The following is a 17,901-nucleotide window of genomic DNA, read 5'->3' on the forward strand; positions in this document are numbered from 1 at the left end:
TCTCAACTCTCGTTTGCCATGACGACGCAGGAGTAGGAATGTGCCTTTAGATCCTTGCATGCAGACAGCGCTGCTGCCTGATTGTCGAAACCAGTGAAGCGGGCGCGGTAAAGTGTGGCGGAACCGCTTCTGACTGCTTCCGTGTAGGGCGCAATTCCTGAATAGCTGGATGCGATGGATGGGCGGGCGTTGCGCAGCAGGGAGAGGGCTGCTCTTTGCGAATCCGCTGCTGCGATCTGCACTTCCCATGCGCTGCGCTCCGAGGTCGTGGCGCGCACCGCAGATGTCTGCATCATATCCGGTATCACGGCGTTTCCGGCAGCGATCTGCGCGGCGATCGGGTCGCGGCGTTCCGCAAACATCGGCAAAGGCACGCTGGCAGGCGTCACGTCGAATGTTTTGCTTGAACTTGCGCTTGCGATGAGTTGCTGGTTGCCAGTTCCTCTGGACGCTTTCGGGAGTGTACGGTCCAGCAGGGACGCCATCTGATTGTCTCGACCACGGGCGGTCTTGCCACCCAGCACCACGCCAACGACGCTGCGGCCGTTGTGGTTGACCGCGCTGACGAGGTTGAATCCGGAGGCATTGGTGTAGCCGGTCTTGATGCCATCAACGCCTTGATAGCGCGCCATCAGCCGGTTGTGGCCGCGGATCGTCTTGCCGCGGAACTTGAAGGATTGCATTGCAAAAAGGTTATATTCTTTCGGAAAATCACGCTGTAGCGCGAGTCCAAGCTTTGCCATGTCGCGCGCCGTCGTGACCTGTGCCTTGTTCGGCAGGCCGGATGCGTTGCGGAAAACGGTTTTCGTCATGCCAAGCTGTCGCGCCTTGCGTGTCATGATCTGCGCGAACTTCGCTTGCGAGCCGCCCAGATGGTCGCCCATGCCTTCCGCCATATCGTTCGCGGATTTTACGATCATGCCATAGACCGCCTCGCGCACGGTGAAGGTCGTACCCGCTTTCACCCAGAGTTTCGAAGGGATGACGGCTGCACCGCGCTTCGACATCGTGATGCGCTCGTTCCAGCTGAGGCGACCATCGTGCAACGCCTCGAAAACCAGATAGAGCGTCATCATTTTCGTGAGGGATGCAGGGTAGTTTTTAACGTCGGCATTTTCCGACGCCAGTACTTTTCCTGTCTTCGCATCCATTACGAAATGCGCATAGCCCGCCTGCGCTTGAGACGCCTGCAGGGAGAGGACCGTGCAGAGGAAGGCCAAAGCAAACATCCATGTTCCAGCCAATCCCCGTCTGATCGTTCCCGACATAAATTCCCCCCTTGTCCGTCCACTCGTCGCCCCGCAAGCCTACCAATAGTTTCAGGCAGCGAAACCGTTCAAACTTTAAAGATCGCTTTCATCCTTAATTAAGTATGAAAATCGACCCCCATTGGTGGCGGGTAATTTTCTTGAAAAGAAACCTACCGTCCGGTATGTATTGACGATGGATAGTTTGACGGAACGTAAAAAGCAGCCTGACGTGGTGCGTAGAAATCTCATCGACTGCGCGGCCAGACTTGCTGCGGAGCAGGGGTTTTCGGCGGTCTCAGTGCAGGCCGTCGCATCCGCTGCTGGGGTAACGAAGGGCGGTTTGTTTCATCATTTTTCCTCCAAACACGCGCTGCTGGAGGCTTTGCTTAGCGACCTTTTGGCCAAGCTCGATGCCGACATCGACGCGCTGATCTCACGGGATCGTGACGGCTATGGATGCTTCACACGGGCCTATGTGAATGCCTTCTTTACCGATCGCAGGCGTGAAACCTATGCGCAATGGTCTGCGATGTCGGTTGCGCTGATCAGCGAACCGTCGCTGCGGCAGATGTGGCAAAGCTGGATCGACGGGCGCAATGCGCGCCATAAAAAGACGGATGGCGAGATCGGTCTCGAGCTTGTCAGGCTTGCCGTCGATGGCATCTGGCTTGCGGATTTGATGAGCGATAACGGTCACGCAGGTAACACTGGCGAGGCACTTCGCAAGAGGTTGATAGGGATGACACGCGGAGAGGACAAAACATGAATGGAGTTGTCACGACCTATGCGGCGCTCATTGCAGCTATCGTCTGCGAGGTCATCGGCACGTCTTTCCTGCAGCAATCGCAACAGTTTACCCGGCTTGTGCCAACGGTGCTCATGGCTGTCTTTTACGGTGCGGCGTTCTTCCTATTGTCCATCACCCTAAAAACGCTGCCCGTTGGTGTCGCCTACGCGATCTGGAGCGGTCTCGGCATCGTGCTGATTTCCGTCGTCGGTTATGTGTTCTTCCGCCAGACGCTTGATCTGGCCGCGATGATCGGGCTTGGGCTTATCATCGCAGGAGTCGTCGTTGTAAACGTGTTTTCAAAGACGGTTGGGCATTGACGGGCAGTGGCCTTTTCAACGTACGAGAATGGTCCGGTCAACATCGGTCAATAGTCGTTTGCCGCACAGCGCCATGGTGACATCCATTTCTTTGCGGATGATTTCCAGTGCGGTGGTAACGCCAAGCTTGCCGCCAGCGCCGAGACCATAGAGGAACGGCCGGCCGATATAGGTGCCCTTGGCGCCCAGCGCGATGGCCTTCAACACGTCCTGACCGGAGCGGATGCCGCCATCCATGTGCACTTCGATCTTGTCGCCAACGGCATCAACGATTTTCGGCAATATTTCGATGGATGAAAGCGCCCCGTCGAGCTGGCGGCCGCCATGATTGGAAACAATGATGGCATCCGCACCGGTATCGGCGGCGGCACGGGCGTCCTCCTCATCCAGAATGCCCTTGAGGATGAGTTTGCCACCCCAACGCTCCTTGATCCATTCGACATCCTTCCAGGACAGGCGCGGGTCGAACTGCTCCGCCGTCCACGACGACAGCGAGGACAGATCGGACACGTTCTTGGCATGGCCAACGATATTGCCAAAGCTGCGCCGTTTTGTGCGCGCCATATCCAGGCACCATTGCGGGCGCGTTGCCATCTGCCAGATATGCTTTGGCGTGAATTTTGGCGGCGCGGATAGCCCGTTTCGCAGATCCTTGTGACGCTGGCCGAGAATTTGAAGGTCTAGCGTCAGAACCAGCGCGGAGCACTTTGCGGCCTTGGCACGGTCGATCAGGTTATTGACGAAATCGCGGTCCTTCATCACGTAAAGCTGGAACCAGAACGGCCGCGAAGTGACGGAGGCGACGTCTTCGATGGAGCATATGCTCATGGTCGACAGAGTGAAGGGAACGCCGAACTCTTCCGCGGCTTTCGCGGCCAGCATCTCGCCGTCCGCGTGCTGCATACCGGTAAGGCCGGTGGGTGCAAGGGCCACGGGCATTGATACCTTTTCCCCAATCATCTCTGTCGCCAGCGACCGGTCTGTCATGTCAACGAGAACCCGTTGGCGCAGTTTGATCTTGGAAAAATCATCTTCGTTTGCGCGATAGGTGCTCTCCGTCCACGCGCCACTATCCGCATAATCGAAGAACATTTTCGGCACGCGACGTTGTGCCTGTTTCTTCAAGTCCGCAATGGTAAGAACTTTGCCCATGGATGAAGCCTTCAAATTTGAATAACATCTTCACCTAACATGAGAGTGTCATTTGTAACATCTGAATTTGTGTAAAAAGTCTCGATCGCTCGGATGCAGGACAGCGCTTTTGGCATGAGTTCGCGGATAACTCGAACCGCAGGTAAAGTCGCTTTGCCATAAAATCGCCTTTTACACGCTGTGAAACTCCAGATTATAAATTATACTACCTGAGATAGATTAATTCGAAATCGGTGTGATCGGAGTTAACCATGATATTGTTGAATTTCTGGCCTGCTGACCTTCCTGGACGTGTCGGTCATGTTTCGCTTTTGATTGGTGCCGGACAAAGTGCCGGTCAGCAAACATATGTCAGTTGGTGGCCTGGAAAAGATGACGGAAGTAAAGAAATGGGCGTACCCGTCCATCCATATACCTACGATCAGGATGTCGTCGCTGAAGGCGGCCCTCCTATAGGGCGGGTGTCGATTTCCGGCCTCGACGAGGCGCGGATGAAACGAACCTGGGAAGCTTTGCTTGCAAAGAAGGCGCGTTACTATCTGCTGCGCAGGAATTGTGCATGGACGGTCAAGGTGTTGCTGGATGCTGGAACAGGGGTTGATATTGGGTCGATCACGGCAGACTATCTGAATTCAAGGGTCGCTGCCGGCGTCTGGACGCCGAGGACTGTGTTCGAATATGCCAGCATGTTGAAGAACAGTCACCGGGATGTGCGGCAGAAGCGGTTCGATAAGGCAACAAACAGTCCATCCGGCCTTCTCGCTAGCTGATCATTTGTAGGCGGAAAAAAGGGCGGCAAAAGCCGCACATTTCATTTGCTCTGAGTTTTAAGCTCGGAACACTGGACGCAGCTCTGACCGGTGCGCAGACGGTATTGACTGGCGAAAGTCAGATAACGGTTTTTGCACCTATGCCTGCAATATAGGTTTCCTCTACTGCACGGTCGTCTCCCATCGTCAGCATGAGAAACAGTTCTTCTGTCAGGCTGTTAACAACCTCCATTTTCAGCGCCATTGCGGGCGTTGCTGATGCGTTTAGCACAGCAATATCCGCATCCGTGCCGACTTCGAGAGTGCCAATTTTGTCGACCATCGAAAGGGCTTCGGCATTGCCGCGCGTCATAAGATACCAGCTTTCCAGCGGGTTCAGACGTTCTCCCAGAAGTTGCTGAATCTTGTAGGCCTCATCCATGGTCCGCAGCATGGAATAGCTCGATCCGCCGCCAATATCGGTCGCAACGGCAATGCGCACTGGCTTTTCGCGCCGTTGCAGCGTCTTCATTGGAAACAGTCCGGAGCCGATGAACAGGTTGGATGTCGGGCAGTGAACAGCGACGGCGCCGGTTTCTGAGAGTACATCCGCTTCGCGATCCGACAGATGAATGGCGTGGCCGAGCAGCGTCTTGCTGCCCATCAGACCGTAGCGGACGTAGATATCCGTATAGTCGATGGCATCCGGGTAAAGCTCGCAGGTGTATTTGATCTCGTCCAGGTTTTCGGACAAATGGGTCTGGATGAACAGGTCAGGAAATTCCTGCGCAAGAGCCTGGGCGGCTTCCATCTGTTTCGGTGTCGAAGTAATGGCGAAGCGGGGGGTGATGGCGACGTGGTTGCGGCCTTTGCCGTGCCAGGCGGCAATCACCTGGCGCGTTTCGTCGTAACCGAGTTGCGGTGTGTCCAGCAGGCCTTGCGGAGCGTTGCGGTCCATCATCACCTTGCCGCCCACCATCAGCATGTTGCGCTTCATGGCTTCGGCGAAAAAGGCGTCGGCAGATGTTTTGTGAACAGAACAATAAGCCGCCGCCGTCGTCGTGCCGTGGCGAAGGAGTTCGTCGTAGAAATGCGTGGCGATGCGTTTTGCATGGGTGCTTTCCACGAAGCGGCATTCTTCCGGGAACGTATAGGTATTCAACCACTCCAACAGATTGGCGGCGTAGGAGCCGATGACCTGCATCTGCGGGAAATGCATGTGCAGATCAATCAGGCCGGGGACGATGAGGTGAGGCCGGTGGTCTTTTTTTTCCACACCCTCGGGCACCCGCGCAAGAATATCTTCATACTCGCCAATGGCGCTGATCTTGCCGTCCTCGATCAGCAACCCGCCATCTTCGATATAAAGGTAACTTGCTGTGTCATCGATGGAGTGCGGTGCGCGGTTGAAGCTCAAAAGTCGTCCGCGCAGCAGAAGCATGCTCATTCCGTTCTTCCTTGGGATACGGCGCTCTCATACCATGCGGTCAGCACCTTGCGTTCTTGCGGCGTGATCGCCGTGATGTTGCCGGGGGGCATGGCATGGCTGCGGCCCGCCTGTAAATAGATTTCCCGCGCATGCGCCGCAATTTGTGCATCCGTCTCAAGCTTTACCGACTTCGGGGTAAAGGGAACACCCTCCCAGACCGGCTCTGCCGCATGGCACATGGAACAGCGGCTCTGCACGACATCCCGCGCGGAGGCGAAATGAACATCAGCGGCAAAAAGCTGCTGTGTGGGGGAGAGTGTTGCCGCTTTCTCTTCCTGCTCACCCGTCAGTATCTTCGGCGCGGTGGAGAGCCACATGATGACGATGAAAATCAGGACCGTGACCAGCCATGTCCATGTTGGTCTACCCTTGCGGGCGTGGGTGGTGTTGAACCAGTGCCGGATCGTGACGCCCATCAGGAATACCAGTGCTGCAATTATCCAATTGAACTGCGTTGCAAAGGCCAGCGGATAGTGGTTCGACAGCATGAAAAAGATGACGGGCAGCGTCAGATAGTTGTTGTGCAACGAGCGCTGCTTGGCGATACGGCCATATTTCGGGTCCGGTGTGCGGCCTGCAATGAGGTCCGCGACGACGATCTTCTGGTTGGGAATGATGATCATGAAGACGTTGGCCGACATGATGGTGGCTGTGAAGGCGCCCAGATGCAGGAAAGCGGCACGACCGGTGAATATCTGCGTATAGCCCCAGGCCATGCCCACCAGCGCAATGTAAAGCACGGCCATCAGGCCCCAGGTGTTGTTGCCGATTGGCGATTTGCACAGCAGGTCATAAAACACCCAGCCAATGACAAGCGACGCCAGCGACAGACAGATGGCCTGGAACTGCGTGAGTTCCAGCACGGAATGATCGATGAGAAAGAGATCCGCGCCGCCATAGTAGACGATGCAGAGCATGGCAAATCCGGAGAGCCATGTGGCATAGCTTTCCCATTTGAACCATGTCAGATGTTCCGGCATCTGCGCAGGCGCGACCAGATATTTCTGGATATGATAGAAGCCGCCGCCATGCACCTGCCACTCTTCGCCATAAGCACCCGGCGGCAAATGCGCGCGCTTTACCAATCCCAGATCGAGCGCGATGAAATAGAAAGATGAGCCAATCCAGGCAATGGCGGTAATAACGTGCAGCCAGCGGACGGCAAAGGCCATCCATTCCCACGCAATGGCGTATTCGTACATTCTGTTCCCCTGACTTTGCAACGCACTGTGCGAAATATTTACCGATCAGAAAAGGGGCGTTGTGCGAAACGCGCAGATATTGTTGCTCTACATCAGGTTTCTGTCGGAAATTCCTCCTGCATCCACTCCGTGAAGGCTTTGATTTTGGCGACGTTGCGGCGCGCTTCGGTGTGAACCAGCCAGTAGTCATGACCATCGTTACAAACCAGATCGAACGGTTGCAACAGACGTCCAGAGGCGATGTCTTCCGCAAAGTGCACAGGATTGACGATGGCAACGCCGTGTCCTGCTATCGCCGCCTGCGCTTCCAGGTTTTGAATGCCGAAATCGCTCCGGGTGCGACTGTCCAGATCGGTTTCCGTGACACCAGCCTCCGCAAACCAATGTTTCCACCACCTGTCATTCGGGCTGATGATAGGCAGCTTGAGAATATCGGAGGGGTGCTTCATTCCGCCGATGGTCGCTGCCAGCGTGGGACTGACGACCGGCGCAAAATCGAGCCGCATGATGCGACGGCTGATCAGGCCAGGCCAATCGCCTTTGCCCCAACGTATACCGATATCGACGTTGGTGCGCGAAAAATCCACGATTTCGTTGGAAAGTGCCAGTTGCACCGCAATTTGCGGATGCCGCGCCTGAAACACGCCCAACCGTTTGGCCAACCACTGGTGCGCAAATGTCGTAGTGCAGGAAATGATGAGGATATCCGCCGTTCTGTTACGAGCTTCTTCCACTGCCGTTGCCAGAATGCTGAAGGCTTGCGACGCCCGGCCTGCCAGCAATTCGCCCGTTTCGGTCAACGCAACCTGCCTTGGCTTGCGTAAAAACAGCGGCGCGCCAACGAAATCCTCCAGCAATTTGATCTGGTAGCTCACCGCTGTCTGCGTCATGCCCAGTTCCTCGCCAGCCTTGGTAAAACTCAGGTGACGGGCGGCACTTTCCAGCACGCGCATCGCATTTAATGGGACGTTACGGGATAGCTTCATGGATAAGTTCTCTTTATCCATATCTTCAGAAGTTTCATTGGTTTTTCCATGGAAACAGGAGCATTTCTCTTGCATAGCATCAAAAGAGCTTAGGAGAAATGATATGAGTACAGCCGCTTTCAGCGTCTGGCCACGGCTATTTGCGCGACTATGGACAGCGGAGTGGTTTGTGCGAAAGTCAGCTCGGCCGGGTAATTCTCAGGAGGACGAGCTACAAGACCACATTAAGCGTGATCTTGGCCTGCTGGATGGCCGCGCTCAGATCGGGCCGGGGAGGGAGCAGCAAAGCGATGAATTGCGTGAAGCACTTCGGCTGCTACCAAGGTCGCTATGACGGCAGGGCGCTTGTCTTTTACGACAGTGCCGCCAATTGGCAGAACGAGCCGGGCCAGAGTCGAGGTCGGTTCACCTTCACGTTCCAGCCAATGCGCAAAGGTGGCGCGCTTGGTCTTTGAGCCGATCATGCCGACATAGGCAAGATCGGTTCGGTTAAGTGCCTCCTTCGCAATCAGGAAATCTAACGCATGGTCATGGGTGACGATGATGAGAGCACCACCTGTCGGAATGTTATTGACTATTACTTCCGGCATCGCAGTCAGATGTGATGTGACGGTCTCGGGCAGGTCCTGAAGTTCTTCCGCGCGGGTTTCAATAACTGAGACGGATAGCGGTAGTAACGACAATGTCTGCGCCAAGGCCTTGCCCACATGGCCCGCACCGAAAATGAAGACCGCGGGTTGGGATTTACGATCCTGTGCCAGGCGTTGCTTTAACGCCTCCGTTATCGCGGGCGTGACCTTGGTGAATTTCAGTAGCGTGCGGCCACCACAACATTGGCCGATTTCGGGACCGAGTGGAATGTCCATGATGTCAATTGCCGTTCTGCCCGCCAGCATGGCTCGGGCATGGTCAATCGCCATATATTCGAACTGCCCACCGCCGATGGTTTGCCATATGCGGTCATCGGAGACGAGCATGAACGTGCCAGCTTCCCGTGGAGCGGACCCTTTGACGGATTCGATTTCGATGAGGATGGTGGGGGATTCGAGGAAGCTCTGGAGGGAGGCATCAGGCATGGGCGTTGGCCTTGGCAAGCCAGAGGGGGGCTGCCCTGCACTCGAGCGCTGCTTCATCGCCTCACACCTTTTTCAACCGCTCTACCGCCATCAACACCCTTTCAGGCGTTGCTGGCGCGTCCAGCCGTGGGCAGACTTTGTAATCTGCGACACTGGCCACCGCCATAGACAGCGCCTCCAGCACCGAGTTCGCCAGCATGAAAGGCGGTTCGCCCACGGCCTTGGAACGGCCAATGGTGGGCTCGGCGTTTTCGGACCACTCTGCCAGTTTGACGTTGAAGATTTTCGGACGGTCGGAGGCTAGCGGTATCTTGTAAGTGGAGGGCGCGTGGGTGCGCAGTCGCCCCTTGGCATCCCACCACAATTCCTCGGTCGTCAGCCAGCCCATGCCCTGCACGAAAGCGCCTTCGACCTGGCCGATGTCGATGGCCGGGTTCAACGATTTGCCAACATCGTGGAGAATATCGGTGCGCTCCATCATATATTCGCCGGTCAGCGTATCGATGGAGACTTCCGACACGGATGCGCCGTAGGCGAAGTAATAGAACGGCGTGCCTTTGCCGGCTGCGCGGTCCCAATGGATTTTTGGTGTCTTGTAAAAGCCAGCGGCGGACAGTTGGACGCGGGCGAAATAGGCCTGTTTGATGAAGTCGTTGAAGGCGATTTCTTCTGTTCCGACACTGACACGGTTAGGAAGGAACCTCACCTGATCCTCGCCCACATTCCATTTTTCCATGGCGAACTTGACGAGGCGTTCCTTGATCTGGCGTGCGGCATCATATGCGGCCATGCCGTTGAGATCGGTGCCGGAGGAGGCGGCAGTGGCAGAGGTATTCGGTACCTTGCCGGTGGTGGTAGCCGTGATTTTGACCCTGTCGATATCCACCTGAAACGCATCGGCGACGACCTGGGCGACCTTGGTGTAAAGGCCCTGGCCCATTTCGGTGCCGCCATGGTTCAGGTGAATGGAGCCGTCATTGTAGATATGGACAAGGGCTCCGGCCTGATTGAAGGCGGTCATGGTGAAGGAGATGCCGAATTTTACCGGCGTCAGCGCAATGCCTTTGCGGATAACGGGACTGGTCTTGTTGAACTCGATGATAGCCTCTCGCCGCGCCTGATAATCGCTGGAGCTTTCCAATTCTTCAACGACACGAGCGATGATGTTGTCTTCGACTTCCTGATGGTAAGGCGTCAGGGTACGGCCTGAACCCTGCTGGCCGTAGAAATTCAGTTTGCGGATTTCAAGCGGGTCCTTGCCAACCGCGTAAGCGATTTCCTCGATGAAGCGTTCCGCCCCCAGCATGCCTTGCGGGCCGCCGAAACCGCGGAAGGCTGTGTTGGAAACCGTGTGTGTTTTCAAGGGCTTCGATTGCAGTTTTACATGCGGATAGAAATAGCTTGAATCCGCGTGGAAAAGTGCGCGGTCCGTGACGGGACCGGAGAGGTCGGACGAGAAGCCGCAGCGGGCTGCATAGGTTGCGTCTACGGCGTGAATTCGGCCTTCCTCATCGAAGCCGAGTTCGTAGTCGACGCGGAAGTCGTGGCGCTTGCCGGTGGCGGTCATGTCTTCATCGCGATCAGGGCGCATTTTGACGGCAAGGTTCAGTTTCTTGGCGGCGATAGCGCAGAGTGCGGCAAACTGATTGCCCTGCGTTTCCTTGCCGCCGAAGCCGCCGCCCATGCGACGTACCTGCACGGTCACGGCGTTGGAAGGCACTTGCAGAATATGGCTGACGATGTGCTGGATTTCGCTGGGGTGCTGAGTGGAACTCCACACCGTCACTTCATCGTCTTCGTCCGGCACCGCCATAGCGATGTGGCCTTCCAGATAAAAGTGCTCCTGCCCGCCGATCCGCATCGTGCCGGTCAACCGACGCGGCGCGACGTCCATTTCCAGTTCTGCTTCGCCACGTTGCAACACCATGCCAGGCGTGACCAGCGGTTCTCCGTTTTCAAGCGCTCCGTCGATGTCGCTCCAATGCGGCAGATCGTTGTATGTGATTTTCGCCTTGCGGGCAGCCTTACGGGCAATATCGCGGGTTTCGGCGAACACGGCAAAGATCGGCTGGCCGTGAAATTGCACCAGCTTTTCCGCCAGCAACGGCTCATCGTGACGTCCACCGGAGGAAACATCGTTTTCACCCGGAACATCCTTGCCGGTCATCACCCACAGAACGCCGGGCGTGGCTTCTACTTCGGACAAGTCGATCGACACGATTTCGGCGTGCGCTCGGTCGGCCATGCCGATGGCACCGTGGATCATGCCTGCGGGTTCTGGAATATCATCGATATATTCGGCACTTCCGGTGACATGCTTGTGTGCTGAATCATGCCGTAATGATCCATGCATCTTGCCGTCGATGACGGTTTTGGTGCGTTCGAAAGTGTTGGTATCCATGGTCAAGCCTCCGCCAGCGCGAAACGCTGCAACTCTTGGCGTTCACCGGATGTCTCAAGAAAGAACCGGGTGAGTAGGTTCTTTGCCGTCAGCATCCGGTACTCGGCGGTAGCGCGCCAGTCCGTCAGCGGCCGGAAATCCTCATCAATGGTATCACGAACAGCCTCGATGGTTTCCATGCTCCAGGTCTTTCCCATCAACGCTTCTTCCAGTTTTGCTGCACGCTTCGGCGTTACCGCCATGCCGCCGAAGGCGATGCGGATATCTTCCACGGTGCCTGCCGCATCAAGTTTGAGATGATAGGCGGCGCAGAGGGCGGAAATATCCTCATCATGGCGTTTGGAGATTTTGTAGATAGCGTAATGCGTATCGGCGGTTGGGACTGGTACGAAAATTTTCTCCACGAACTCGCCAGTGAGACGGTCCTGCTTGCCGTAATCGATGAAGTATTCTTCGAGCAGCATGGTCCGGCTACCGGACGCCGAGCGCAAGGTCAGCGTCGCACCCAGCGCAATCAGCGCCGGTGGGGTATCGCCGATAGGTGAGCCGTTGGCGATGTTGCCGCCTATCGTTCCCATATTGCGCACCTGCTGACCGCCGATGCGGTCGATCAGGCGGGCGAAGGGTGGAATGTGCTTTGCCAGAACGGTGAAGGCATGGGCGTAAGTCACGCCGGCGCCTATCGAAATGCCGTCATTCTCAACCGAAATGGATTGCAGGTCGTTCAAGTGATTAATGAAGATCACGGGATTCAACGCCCGCATCTGCTTTGTCACCCACAAGCCGACATCGGTGGAGCCGGCGACGATGGTCGCCTTGGGTTCGGCGGCGTATACTTGCGCGAATTCCGAGAGGTTGGAGGGGATGATCGAGCGACAGTCACCCTTGCTGACGACAATGGTCTCGTTCATCTGGATGGCCCATAGGCGGGACATGATGCTGGCGCGATCCCGCTCTATCGGGTCAAACAGAGTGCTCGGCTTGGCAGCCGTCACGCTTTCGGCAGCGCGTATGATCGGCTCGTAACCCGTGCAGCGACAGAGATTGCCCTGCAAGGCCTTTTCGATGTCTGCACGCGACGGCTTGTCGCTGGTCAACCACAGGCCATAGAGCGACATGACGAAACCGGGTGTGCAGAAGCCGCACTGCGAACCATGGTAATCGACCATTGCCTGCTGCACCGGATGCAGCATTCCATTTTTGCCAGCAAGATGCTCTATGGTGACGATATGCGTGCCGTGTAACGAGCCTATGAAGCGGATGCAGGCATTGACGGTCTCATAGCGCAACGAGCCATCGATCAGACGCCCGACCAGCACCGTGCAAGCGCCGCAGTCGCCTTCGGCGCAGCCCTCCTTGGTGCCGGTCAGTCGTTTTTGCAGCCTCAGATAATCGAGCAGCGTTTCCGTCGGGCCGAAATCCCGAAGAGACACTGTCTCGTTGTTGAGGATGAAGCTGATTGCGTCTTTCATGCGTAGCCTTCGTATGCGTTCTGATTATTGGGCGGTCCAACCGCCGTCGATGGAAATATGCGTGCCAGTGATCTGTTTGGCCGCATCGCTGGCCAGAAAAATCGCGGTCGCTGCGATGTCCTCGACCTTCACGAATTCCTTCGTCGCTTGCAGCCGTAGGAGAACATCGTTCTTCACCTCGTCCTCGCTGATGCCGCGTGCCTTGGCCGTATCGGGTATCTGCTTTTCCACCAGAGAGGTCAGCACATAGCCGGGGCATATGGCATTGACGGTAATTCCGGTTTCGGCAAGCTCGAGCGCTGCGGATTTTGTCAGCCCGATGATACCATGTTTTGCCGCGACATAGGCAGATTTATAAGGTGAGGCGACGAGCCCGTGGGCCGAGGCGATGTTGATGATGCGGCCTTTTCCCCCAGCTTTCATCAGTGGAATGGCAGCCCGCATGGTATGAAAAGAACTGGTCAGATTGATGGCGATGATCTGGTCCCACTTTTCCGGCGGGAAATCTTCCACCGGCGCAACGTGCTGAACGCCCGCATTGTTGACCAGGATGTCCACTGAGCCCAGCTTTTCGTGGGTTGTCTTGATGAGATCGGCAATCTCGTCCGGCTTGGTCATGTCGGCGGGGTGGTAGAGAACACGTGTTCCGCTCTCCGCTTCCATCAGGAGGCGCGTGTCTTCGATCTCATGCTCAACGCCGAATCCATTGAGCATGACGTTGCAGCCGTCATTGGCGAAGGCTTGCGCTATAGCCAGACCAATACCACTGGTTGAGCCTGTTACGATCACGGTCCGATGCATGCGTTCCCCTTTTTACCCAACGTTGCAACGATTTACGGCAGGTTATGCCTAAATCGTGGGGGCTGGCAATCGGATTTCACGTAAGGATAACACGCTGTGGCTTGACTTTGGGGGCCGCGCATATTGTCTTGCGCCAAACTTATATCCGGGAGGCATGTATGGGCGGTTATATTCTCGCCATCGACCAAGGCACGACATCGACACGCGCCATTGTTTTTGATGGTTCGATGCAGGTGGCAGGGACGGCACAAAAGGAGTTCCGGCAGATATTTCCCGATTCCGGCTGGGTGGAGCACGATCCGGAGGAAATATGGGAAAGCGTCGTCTGGTCCATCCGCCAAGCTCTCGAAAAAGCCAAGCTTAAAGCATCCGACATCGCTGCCATCGGCATTACCAACCAGCGCGAAACGACGCTGCTGTGGGATCGGGAAACCGGCAAACCGCTGCACAATGCCATTGTCTGGCAGGATCGGCGTACCGCCAAACTCTGCGAAAAGCTGAAAAAGGAAGGCCACGAAAAGACCTTCGTCAAGAAGACCGGCCTGCTGCTCGATCCTTATTTCTCCGGCACAAAGCTGTCCTGGCTGCTTTCCAAGATCAAAGGCGCACGCAAACGGGCCGAAAAGGGTGAGCTTTGCTTCGGCACCGTCGATACCTTCCTCATCTGGCGGCTGACGGGTGGGAAGTCCTTTGTGACCGATGCCACGAATGCATCGCGGACGCTGATGTTCAACATCGAAAAGAATGTGTGGGACAAGCAGCTACTCGACATTCTCGACGTTCCGTCGTCGATTCTGCCTGAAGTTCTGGATTGCGCGGCGGAATTCGGCGTTGCCGATGAGGAACTGTTCGGCGCACCTATTCCTATTCTCGGTGTCGCTGGTGATCAGCACGCGGCCGTTATCGGGCAGGCCTGCTTTGCGCCCGGCATGTTGAAATCCACCTATGGCACCGGCTGTTTTGCGCTTCTCAACACCGGTGAAGACATGGTGCGCTCCAAAAACCGGCTGTTGACGACGATTGCCTACCGCCTCGACGGCAAGACGACTTATGCGCTGGAAGGATCGATCTTCGTGGCGGGAGCTGCCGTTCAGTGGCTTCGTGACGGGCTGAAGATGATCGGTGCAGCGTCGGAAGCGGGTGCTTTGGCGGATAAGGCGGACGCCACGCAGGAGGTCTATCTGGTGCCGGCCTTCGTCGGCCTCGGCGCACCCTGGTGGGATGCGGAAGCGCGTGGCGCGATGTTCGGTCTGACGCGCGGCACGGGGCCAGCCGAGTTTGCCCGCGCGGCGCTGGAGGCCGTCTGCTACCAGACCGCCGATTTGCTGGACGCCATGCATAAGGACTGGAAGAACGCCAATGGCGACACTGTCTTGCGTGTCGATGGCGGCATGGTTGCCTCCGACTGGACGATGCAGCGTCTGTCCGACCTTATCGACGCGCCGGTGGATCGACCCGTCATTCTGGAAACAACCGCGCTGGGTGCGGCCTGGCTTGCGGGCAGCAAGGCAGGTGTATGGCCGGATATGAAAGCATTTTCCGACGCATGGTCCCGCGACAGTCGCTTCGAGCCGAAAATGGACGGCGAGATGCGAGAGCGCAAGATCAAAGGCTGGAGAAACGCCGTTACCCGCACCTTGAGCAACAGCCCAAAATAAGCAGTTATAGTAAAGTCTGAAATGCGATATTATGGCCGCTGTTCAAGGGGAGAGGGACAGCAAATGCCAGACATCGCAGAGCATGAATTGTCGCTGAGCCGTATTATCAACGCGACTCCTGAAAGGGTGTTTCAGGCATGGGTCGAACCCGAGTTGCTTATCCAGTGGTGGGCGCCGTTGCCGTATCAAACGTCGCAGGCTGTCATAGACCTGCGGCCGGGCGGTGCTTTCAATACCACAATGCATGCGCCGACGGGCGAAATATACGAAAACCTCGGCGTGTTTCTCGACGTCGTCCCCAACCGTCGCCTGGTCTTCACCGATGCGTTCCGGGAGGGTTGGATTCCGGGAGGACGTCCCTTCATGACCGGTTATGTCACGTTCGAAGACGCTGGAAACGGCGCCACGAAATATGTGGCGCGGGCGCTGCACTGGACTGCCGAAGATAAACAGACCCACGAGGAAATGGGCTTCGAAGAAGGGTGGAATGCGGCAGCTGAGCAGATGGAGGCGCTGTTACAGCGTCTTTAAGGGGCTTGAGGAACCGGATCCAATAGTTTTGCCAAGCGGTTGGTTTCCGATTCTTTTCCGCGCTCGCGGTCCATCGATTTTATCGAAGGGTTACTTCCAGATTTTGGATTTGCCTCCGTCCTGCTGTATCCCTATCTCTCAACGAACATCATTGAGGGATTAGGCATGGAATTGGGTCTCTATACGTTCGCGGATGTCGATCCGAATGCACCAAACGGTAAAGGACCGGAAGGTGCGCGCCGGCTGAAAGACCTGTTGGAAGAAATAGAGCTTGCCGATCAGGTGGGTCTGGATGTTTTCGGACTTGGCGAACATCACCGCCCGGATTATGCCGTTTCCTCGCCGTCCACGGTGCTTGCCGCCGCCGCCGTCAAAACAAAAAACATCCGGCTGACGAGCGCGGTTTCGGTGTTGAGTTCCGATGATCCCATTCGCGTGTTCCAGCAATTTGCAACAGTCGATCTGTTGTCCAATGGTCGTGCCGAAATCATGGCCGGTCGTGGCTCGTTTATCGAATCCTACCCGTTGTTCGGTTATGCGCTGGAGGATTATGACGAGCTTTTCAGCGAAAAGCTGGACCTGCTGCTGGCCCTTCGTGAAAAGGAAATTGTCACATGGTCCGGTACCAAGCATCCGCCCATCAATGGGCGCGGTGTCTATCCACGACCCTTGCAGGAGCATCTCCCGGTGTGGATTGCCGTTGGCGGCACACCGCAATCTGTTGCGCGGGCAGGGGCAATGGGTCTTCCGGTCGCACTGGCGATCATCGGCGGTGAATATAAACGCTATGCACCATTGTTCGATCTCTACCGCGAGGCGGCTCGGCGTGGCGGTCAGGATATTACGAAGCAGAAAACCAGTATAAATGTGCATGGCTTCATTGCCGACACGACCGACAAAGCCGCTGACCAGTTTTACGGTCCGCAGGCTGAAGTCATGAACCGTATCGGTCGTGAACGTGGCTGGGGACCGACCAACCGTGCCCAATATGATGTGGCCCGTGGCCCCGAGGGCAATCTGTTTCTGGGAGATCCGGAGTTGGTGGCTGAAAAGATCATAAAGGCACATGGCGTGTTCAAGAACGACCGCTTCCTGTTGCAGATGGCAATTGGCCCTATGCCGCACGATCAGATCATGCGCGGCATCGAGCTTTATGGCACCAAAGTCGCCCCAATCGTCAGAAAAGAATTGACTGGCCGCGCCGATAGCGCGAAAGCCACGGCCTGAAAAAACGACGGAACTACAATGGTTATCTCCACCGAAGAAGAACTGGCGAAGCTGAAAGACATTGGTCGCATCTGCGGACTGGCGATGCAGACCATGGCCGACAGGATGGAGCCGGGCATGACGACGCTGGAGATGGATACCATTGGTCGCAAGGTGCTGGAGGATAACGGCGCGCAATCTGCGCCGGCGTTCTGCTACCAGTTTCCGGGTGCCACCTGCATCAGCGTCAATGAAGAGGTGGCGCATGGCATTCCTGGCCCTCGTATCATCAAGGCGGGCGATCTCGTCAATATCGATGTTTCTGCGGTAAAGGATGGCTTTTTCGGCGATACCGGCTCCTCCTTTGCCGTTCCGCCGGTCAAGAAAGAGATTGAGCGTCTGTGCCGTGATGGCAAGCGGGCCATGTGGACCGGCCTGCAACAGATCAAGGCCGGTCGTCCGCTGGCAGATATCGGCAATGCCATTGGCGCATTTGCCAAGAAGAACCGCTATACGCTCATAACAAACCTCGCCAGCCACGGCATTGGCCGCTCCCTGCATGAGGAGCCGACCGAACTCGCCACATGGCCGGATAAGGATGAAACCCGCATTATGACCGAGGGCATGGTGTTCACTGTCGAGCCCTTCCTGTCCATGGGAGCCTATTGGGCAGAAGATGGCGACGATGATCCATGGACTCTCTACAGCGACCCTAGTGCACCCACGGTACAGTTCGAGCACACCGTCGTTTCCACCAAAAACGGCCCGCTGATCCTGACGCTTGTTGACTGATGCATAACGTCTTGTAATCGCTGCGATCA

At 56.4% G+C, this 17,901-nt stretch carries 16 protein-coding genes; 7 read left to right on the plus strand and 9 right to left on the minus strand.

The genetic code is table 11. The features are described 5' to 3' along the window. Positions 1-2 precede the first annotated feature (2 nt). Positions 3-1,268, minus strand: coding sequence for a D-alanyl-D-alanine carboxypeptidase (locus tag ATO67_RS04125; RefSeq protein WP_106404895.1), 1,266 nt, complete (start codon positions 1,266-1,268; stop codon positions 3-5). Positions 1,269-1,443: 175 nt separating this feature from the next. Here ATO67_RS04125 and ATO67_RS04130 point away from each other — a divergent pair, with 175 nt between their 5' ends. Both ATO67_RS04130 and ATO67_RS04135 read left to right on the plus strand, forming a co-directional pair. Further along, the gene (locus ATO67_RS04130) at positions 1,444-2,016 is read left to right on the plus strand and encodes a TetR/AcrR family transcriptional regulator (RefSeq protein ID WP_067644777.1); all 573 of its coding nucleotides are present in this window, start codon (positions 1,444-1,446) and stop codon (positions 2,014-2,016) included. Then, positions 2,013-2,357, plus strand: coding sequence for a DMT family transporter (locus tag ATO67_RS04135; protein WP_067644780.1), 345 nt, complete (start codon positions 2,013-2,015; stop codon positions 2,355-2,357). The genes ATO67_RS04130 and ATO67_RS04135 overlap by 4 nt, the downstream gene beginning before the upstream one ends. 15 nt (positions 2,358-2,372) lie before the next feature. Here the strand turns inward: ATO67_RS04135 and ATO67_RS04140 are convergent, their stop codons facing one another. Beyond that, positions 2,373-3,509 carry an alpha-hydroxy acid oxidase gene (locus ATO67_RS04140; RefSeq protein ID WP_067644783.1) on the minus strand — a complete coding sequence of 379 codons (1,137 nt, stop codon included), beginning with the start codon at positions 3,507-3,509 and terminating at the stop codon, positions 2,373-2,375. Between the two features lie 251 nt (positions 3,510-3,760). Here ATO67_RS04140 and ATO67_RS04145 point away from each other — a divergent pair, with 251 nt between their 5' ends. Further along, positions 3,761-4,279, plus strand: coding sequence for a hypothetical protein (locus ATO67_RS04145; protein WP_067644786.1), 519 nt, complete (start codon positions 3,761-3,763; stop codon positions 4,277-4,279). Between the two features lie 118 nt (positions 4,280-4,397). Here the strand turns inward: ATO67_RS04145 and guaD are convergent, their stop codons facing one another. The 7 genes from guaD to ATO67_RS04180 all read right to left on the minus strand — a co-directional run bounded on the left by guaD (position 4,398) and on the right by ATO67_RS04180 (position 13,685). Beyond that, positions 4,398-5,705 (minus strand): guanine deaminase, encoded by a 1,308-nt coding sequence (guaD, locus tag ATO67_RS04150; protein WP_067644789.1) that lies wholly within the window; start codon positions 5,703-5,705, stop codon positions 4,398-4,400. Continuing rightward, positions 5,702-6,949, minus strand: a complete 1,248-nt coding sequence (gene puuD, locus ATO67_RS04155) for a urate hydroxylase PuuD (protein ID WP_067644792.1) — start codon at positions 6,947-6,949, stop codon at positions 5,702-5,704. Before puuD ends, guaD begins: the two co-directional genes overlap by 4 nt. 92 nt (positions 6,950-7,041) lie before the next feature. Then, entirely contained in the window at positions 7,042-7,935 is an 894-nt protein-coding gene (locus ATO67_RS04160) for a LysR substrate-binding domain-containing protein (protein ID WP_067645588.1), read from the minus strand. A gap of 224 nt (positions 7,936-8,159) precedes the next feature. Next, the gene (xdhC, locus tag ATO67_RS04165; RefSeq protein WP_067644795.1) at positions 8,160-9,011 is read right to left on the minus strand and encodes a xanthine dehydrogenase accessory protein XdhC; all 852 of its coding nucleotides are present in this window, start codon (positions 9,009-9,011) and stop codon (positions 8,160-8,162) included. A 61-nt stretch (positions 9,012-9,072) separates the two neighbouring features. Next, positions 9,073-11,412, minus strand: a complete 2,340-nt coding sequence (xdhB, locus tag ATO67_RS04170) for a xanthine dehydrogenase molybdopterin binding subunit (protein WP_067644798.1) — start codon at positions 11,410-11,412, stop codon at positions 9,073-9,075. Between the two features lie 2 nt (positions 11,413-11,414). Continuing rightward, on the minus strand, positions 11,415-12,884 hold the full coding sequence (xdhA, locus tag ATO67_RS04175; RefSeq protein ID WP_067644801.1) for a xanthine dehydrogenase small subunit: 1,470 nt from the start codon (positions 12,882-12,884) through the stop codon (positions 11,415-11,417). Between the two features lie 24 nt (positions 12,885-12,908). After that, positions 12,909-13,685, minus strand: coding sequence for a 3-hydroxybutyrate dehydrogenase (locus ATO67_RS04180; RefSeq protein WP_067644804.1), 777 nt, complete (start codon positions 13,683-13,685; stop codon positions 12,909-12,911). 158 nt (positions 13,686-13,843) lie between these two features. Here ATO67_RS04180 and glpK point away from each other — a divergent pair, with 158 nt between their 5' ends. The 4 genes from glpK (at position 13,844) to map (ending at position 17,872) form a co-directional block, all read left to right on the plus strand. After that, positions 13,844-15,343, plus strand: a complete 1,500-nt coding sequence (glpK, locus tag ATO67_RS04185; RefSeq protein ID WP_067644807.1) for a glycerol kinase GlpK — start codon at positions 13,844-13,846, stop codon at positions 15,341-15,343. A 63-nt stretch (positions 15,344-15,406) separates the two neighbouring features. Beyond that, complete coding sequence (locus ATO67_RS04190; protein WP_067644810.1) at positions 15,407-15,874, plus strand: SRPBCC family protein; 468 nt, start codon at positions 15,407-15,409, stop codon at positions 15,872-15,874. Positions 15,875-16,039: 165 nt separating this feature from the next. Then, positions 16,040-17,101, plus strand: coding sequence for an LLM class flavin-dependent oxidoreductase (locus ATO67_RS04195; RefSeq protein WP_067645590.1), 1,062 nt, complete (start codon positions 16,040-16,042; stop codon positions 17,099-17,101). 18 nt (positions 17,102-17,119) lie between these two features. Further along, positions 17,120-17,872, plus strand: a complete 753-nt coding sequence (map, locus tag ATO67_RS04200; protein ID WP_067644813.1) for a type I methionyl aminopeptidase — start codon at positions 17,120-17,122, stop codon at positions 17,870-17,872. Positions 17,873-17,901: the final 29 nt, after the last annotated feature.

The organism is Agrobacterium bohemicum (assembly GCF_001562555.1).
GTDB classification, from domain to species: domain Bacteria; phylum Pseudomonadota; class Alphaproteobacteria; order Rhizobiales; family Rhizobiaceae; genus Agrobacterium; species Agrobacterium bohemicum.

Bases quoted from the DNA above. Each gene is read 5' to 3' on its own strand.
- ATO67_RS04190 (WP_067644810.1), top strand. From the start codon at position 15,407: ATGCCAGACATCGCAGAGCATGAATTGTCGCTGAGCCGTATTATCAAC.
- ATO67_RS04135 (WP_067644780.1), top strand. From the start codon at position 2,013: ATGAATGGAGTTGTCACGACCTATGCGGCGCTCATTGCAGCTATCGTC.
- ATO67_RS04140 (WP_067644783.1), bottom strand. From the start codon at position 3,509: ATGGGCAAAGTTCTTACCATTGCGGACTTGAAGAAACAGGCACAACGT.
- guaD (WP_067644789.1), bottom strand. From the start codon at position 5,705: ATGAGCATGCTTCTGCTGCGCGGACGACTTTTGAGCTTCAACCGCGCA.
- map (WP_067644813.1), top strand. From the start codon at position 17,120: ATGGTTATCTCCACCGAAGAAGAACTGGCGAAGCTGAAAGACATTGGT.
- xdhA (WP_067644801.1), bottom strand. From the start codon at position 12,884: ATGAAAGACGCAATCAGCTTCATCCTCAACAACGAGACAGTGTCTCTT.
- ATO67_RS04195 (WP_067645590.1), top strand. From the start codon at position 16,040: ATGGAATTGGGTCTCTATACGTTCGCGGATGTCGATCCGAATGCACCA.
- xdhC (WP_067644795.1), bottom strand. From the start codon at position 9,011: ATGCCTGATGCCTCCCTCCAGAGCTTCCTCGAATCCCCCACCATCCTC.
- ATO67_RS04145 (WP_067644786.1), top strand. From the start codon at position 3,761: ATGATATTGTTGAATTTCTGGCCTGCTGACCTTCCTGGACGTGTCGGT.
- xdhB (WP_067644798.1), bottom strand. From the start codon at position 11,412: ATGGATACCAACACTTTCGAACGCACCAAAACCGTCATCGACGGCAAG.
- ATO67_RS04130 (WP_067644777.1), top strand. From the start codon at position 1,444: ATGGATAGTTTGACGGAACGTAAAAAGCAGCCTGACGTGGTGCGTAGA.
- puuD (WP_067644792.1), bottom strand. From the start codon at position 6,949: ATGTACGAATACGCCATTGCGTGGGAATGGATGGCCTTTGCCGTCCGC.
- glpK (WP_067644807.1), top strand. From the start codon at position 13,844: ATGGGCGGTTATATTCTCGCCATCGACCAAGGCACGACATCGACACGC.
- ATO67_RS04125 (WP_106404895.1), bottom strand. From the start codon at position 1,268: ATGTCGGGAACGATCAGACGGGGATTGGCTGGAACATGGATGTTTGCT.
- ATO67_RS04160 (WP_067645588.1), bottom strand. From the start codon at position 7,935: ATGAAGCTATCCCGTAACGTCCCATTAAATGCGATGCGCGTGCTGGAA.
- ATO67_RS04180 (WP_067644804.1), bottom strand. From the start codon at position 13,685: ATGCATCGGACCGTGATCGTAACAGGCTCAACCAGTGGTATTGGTCTG.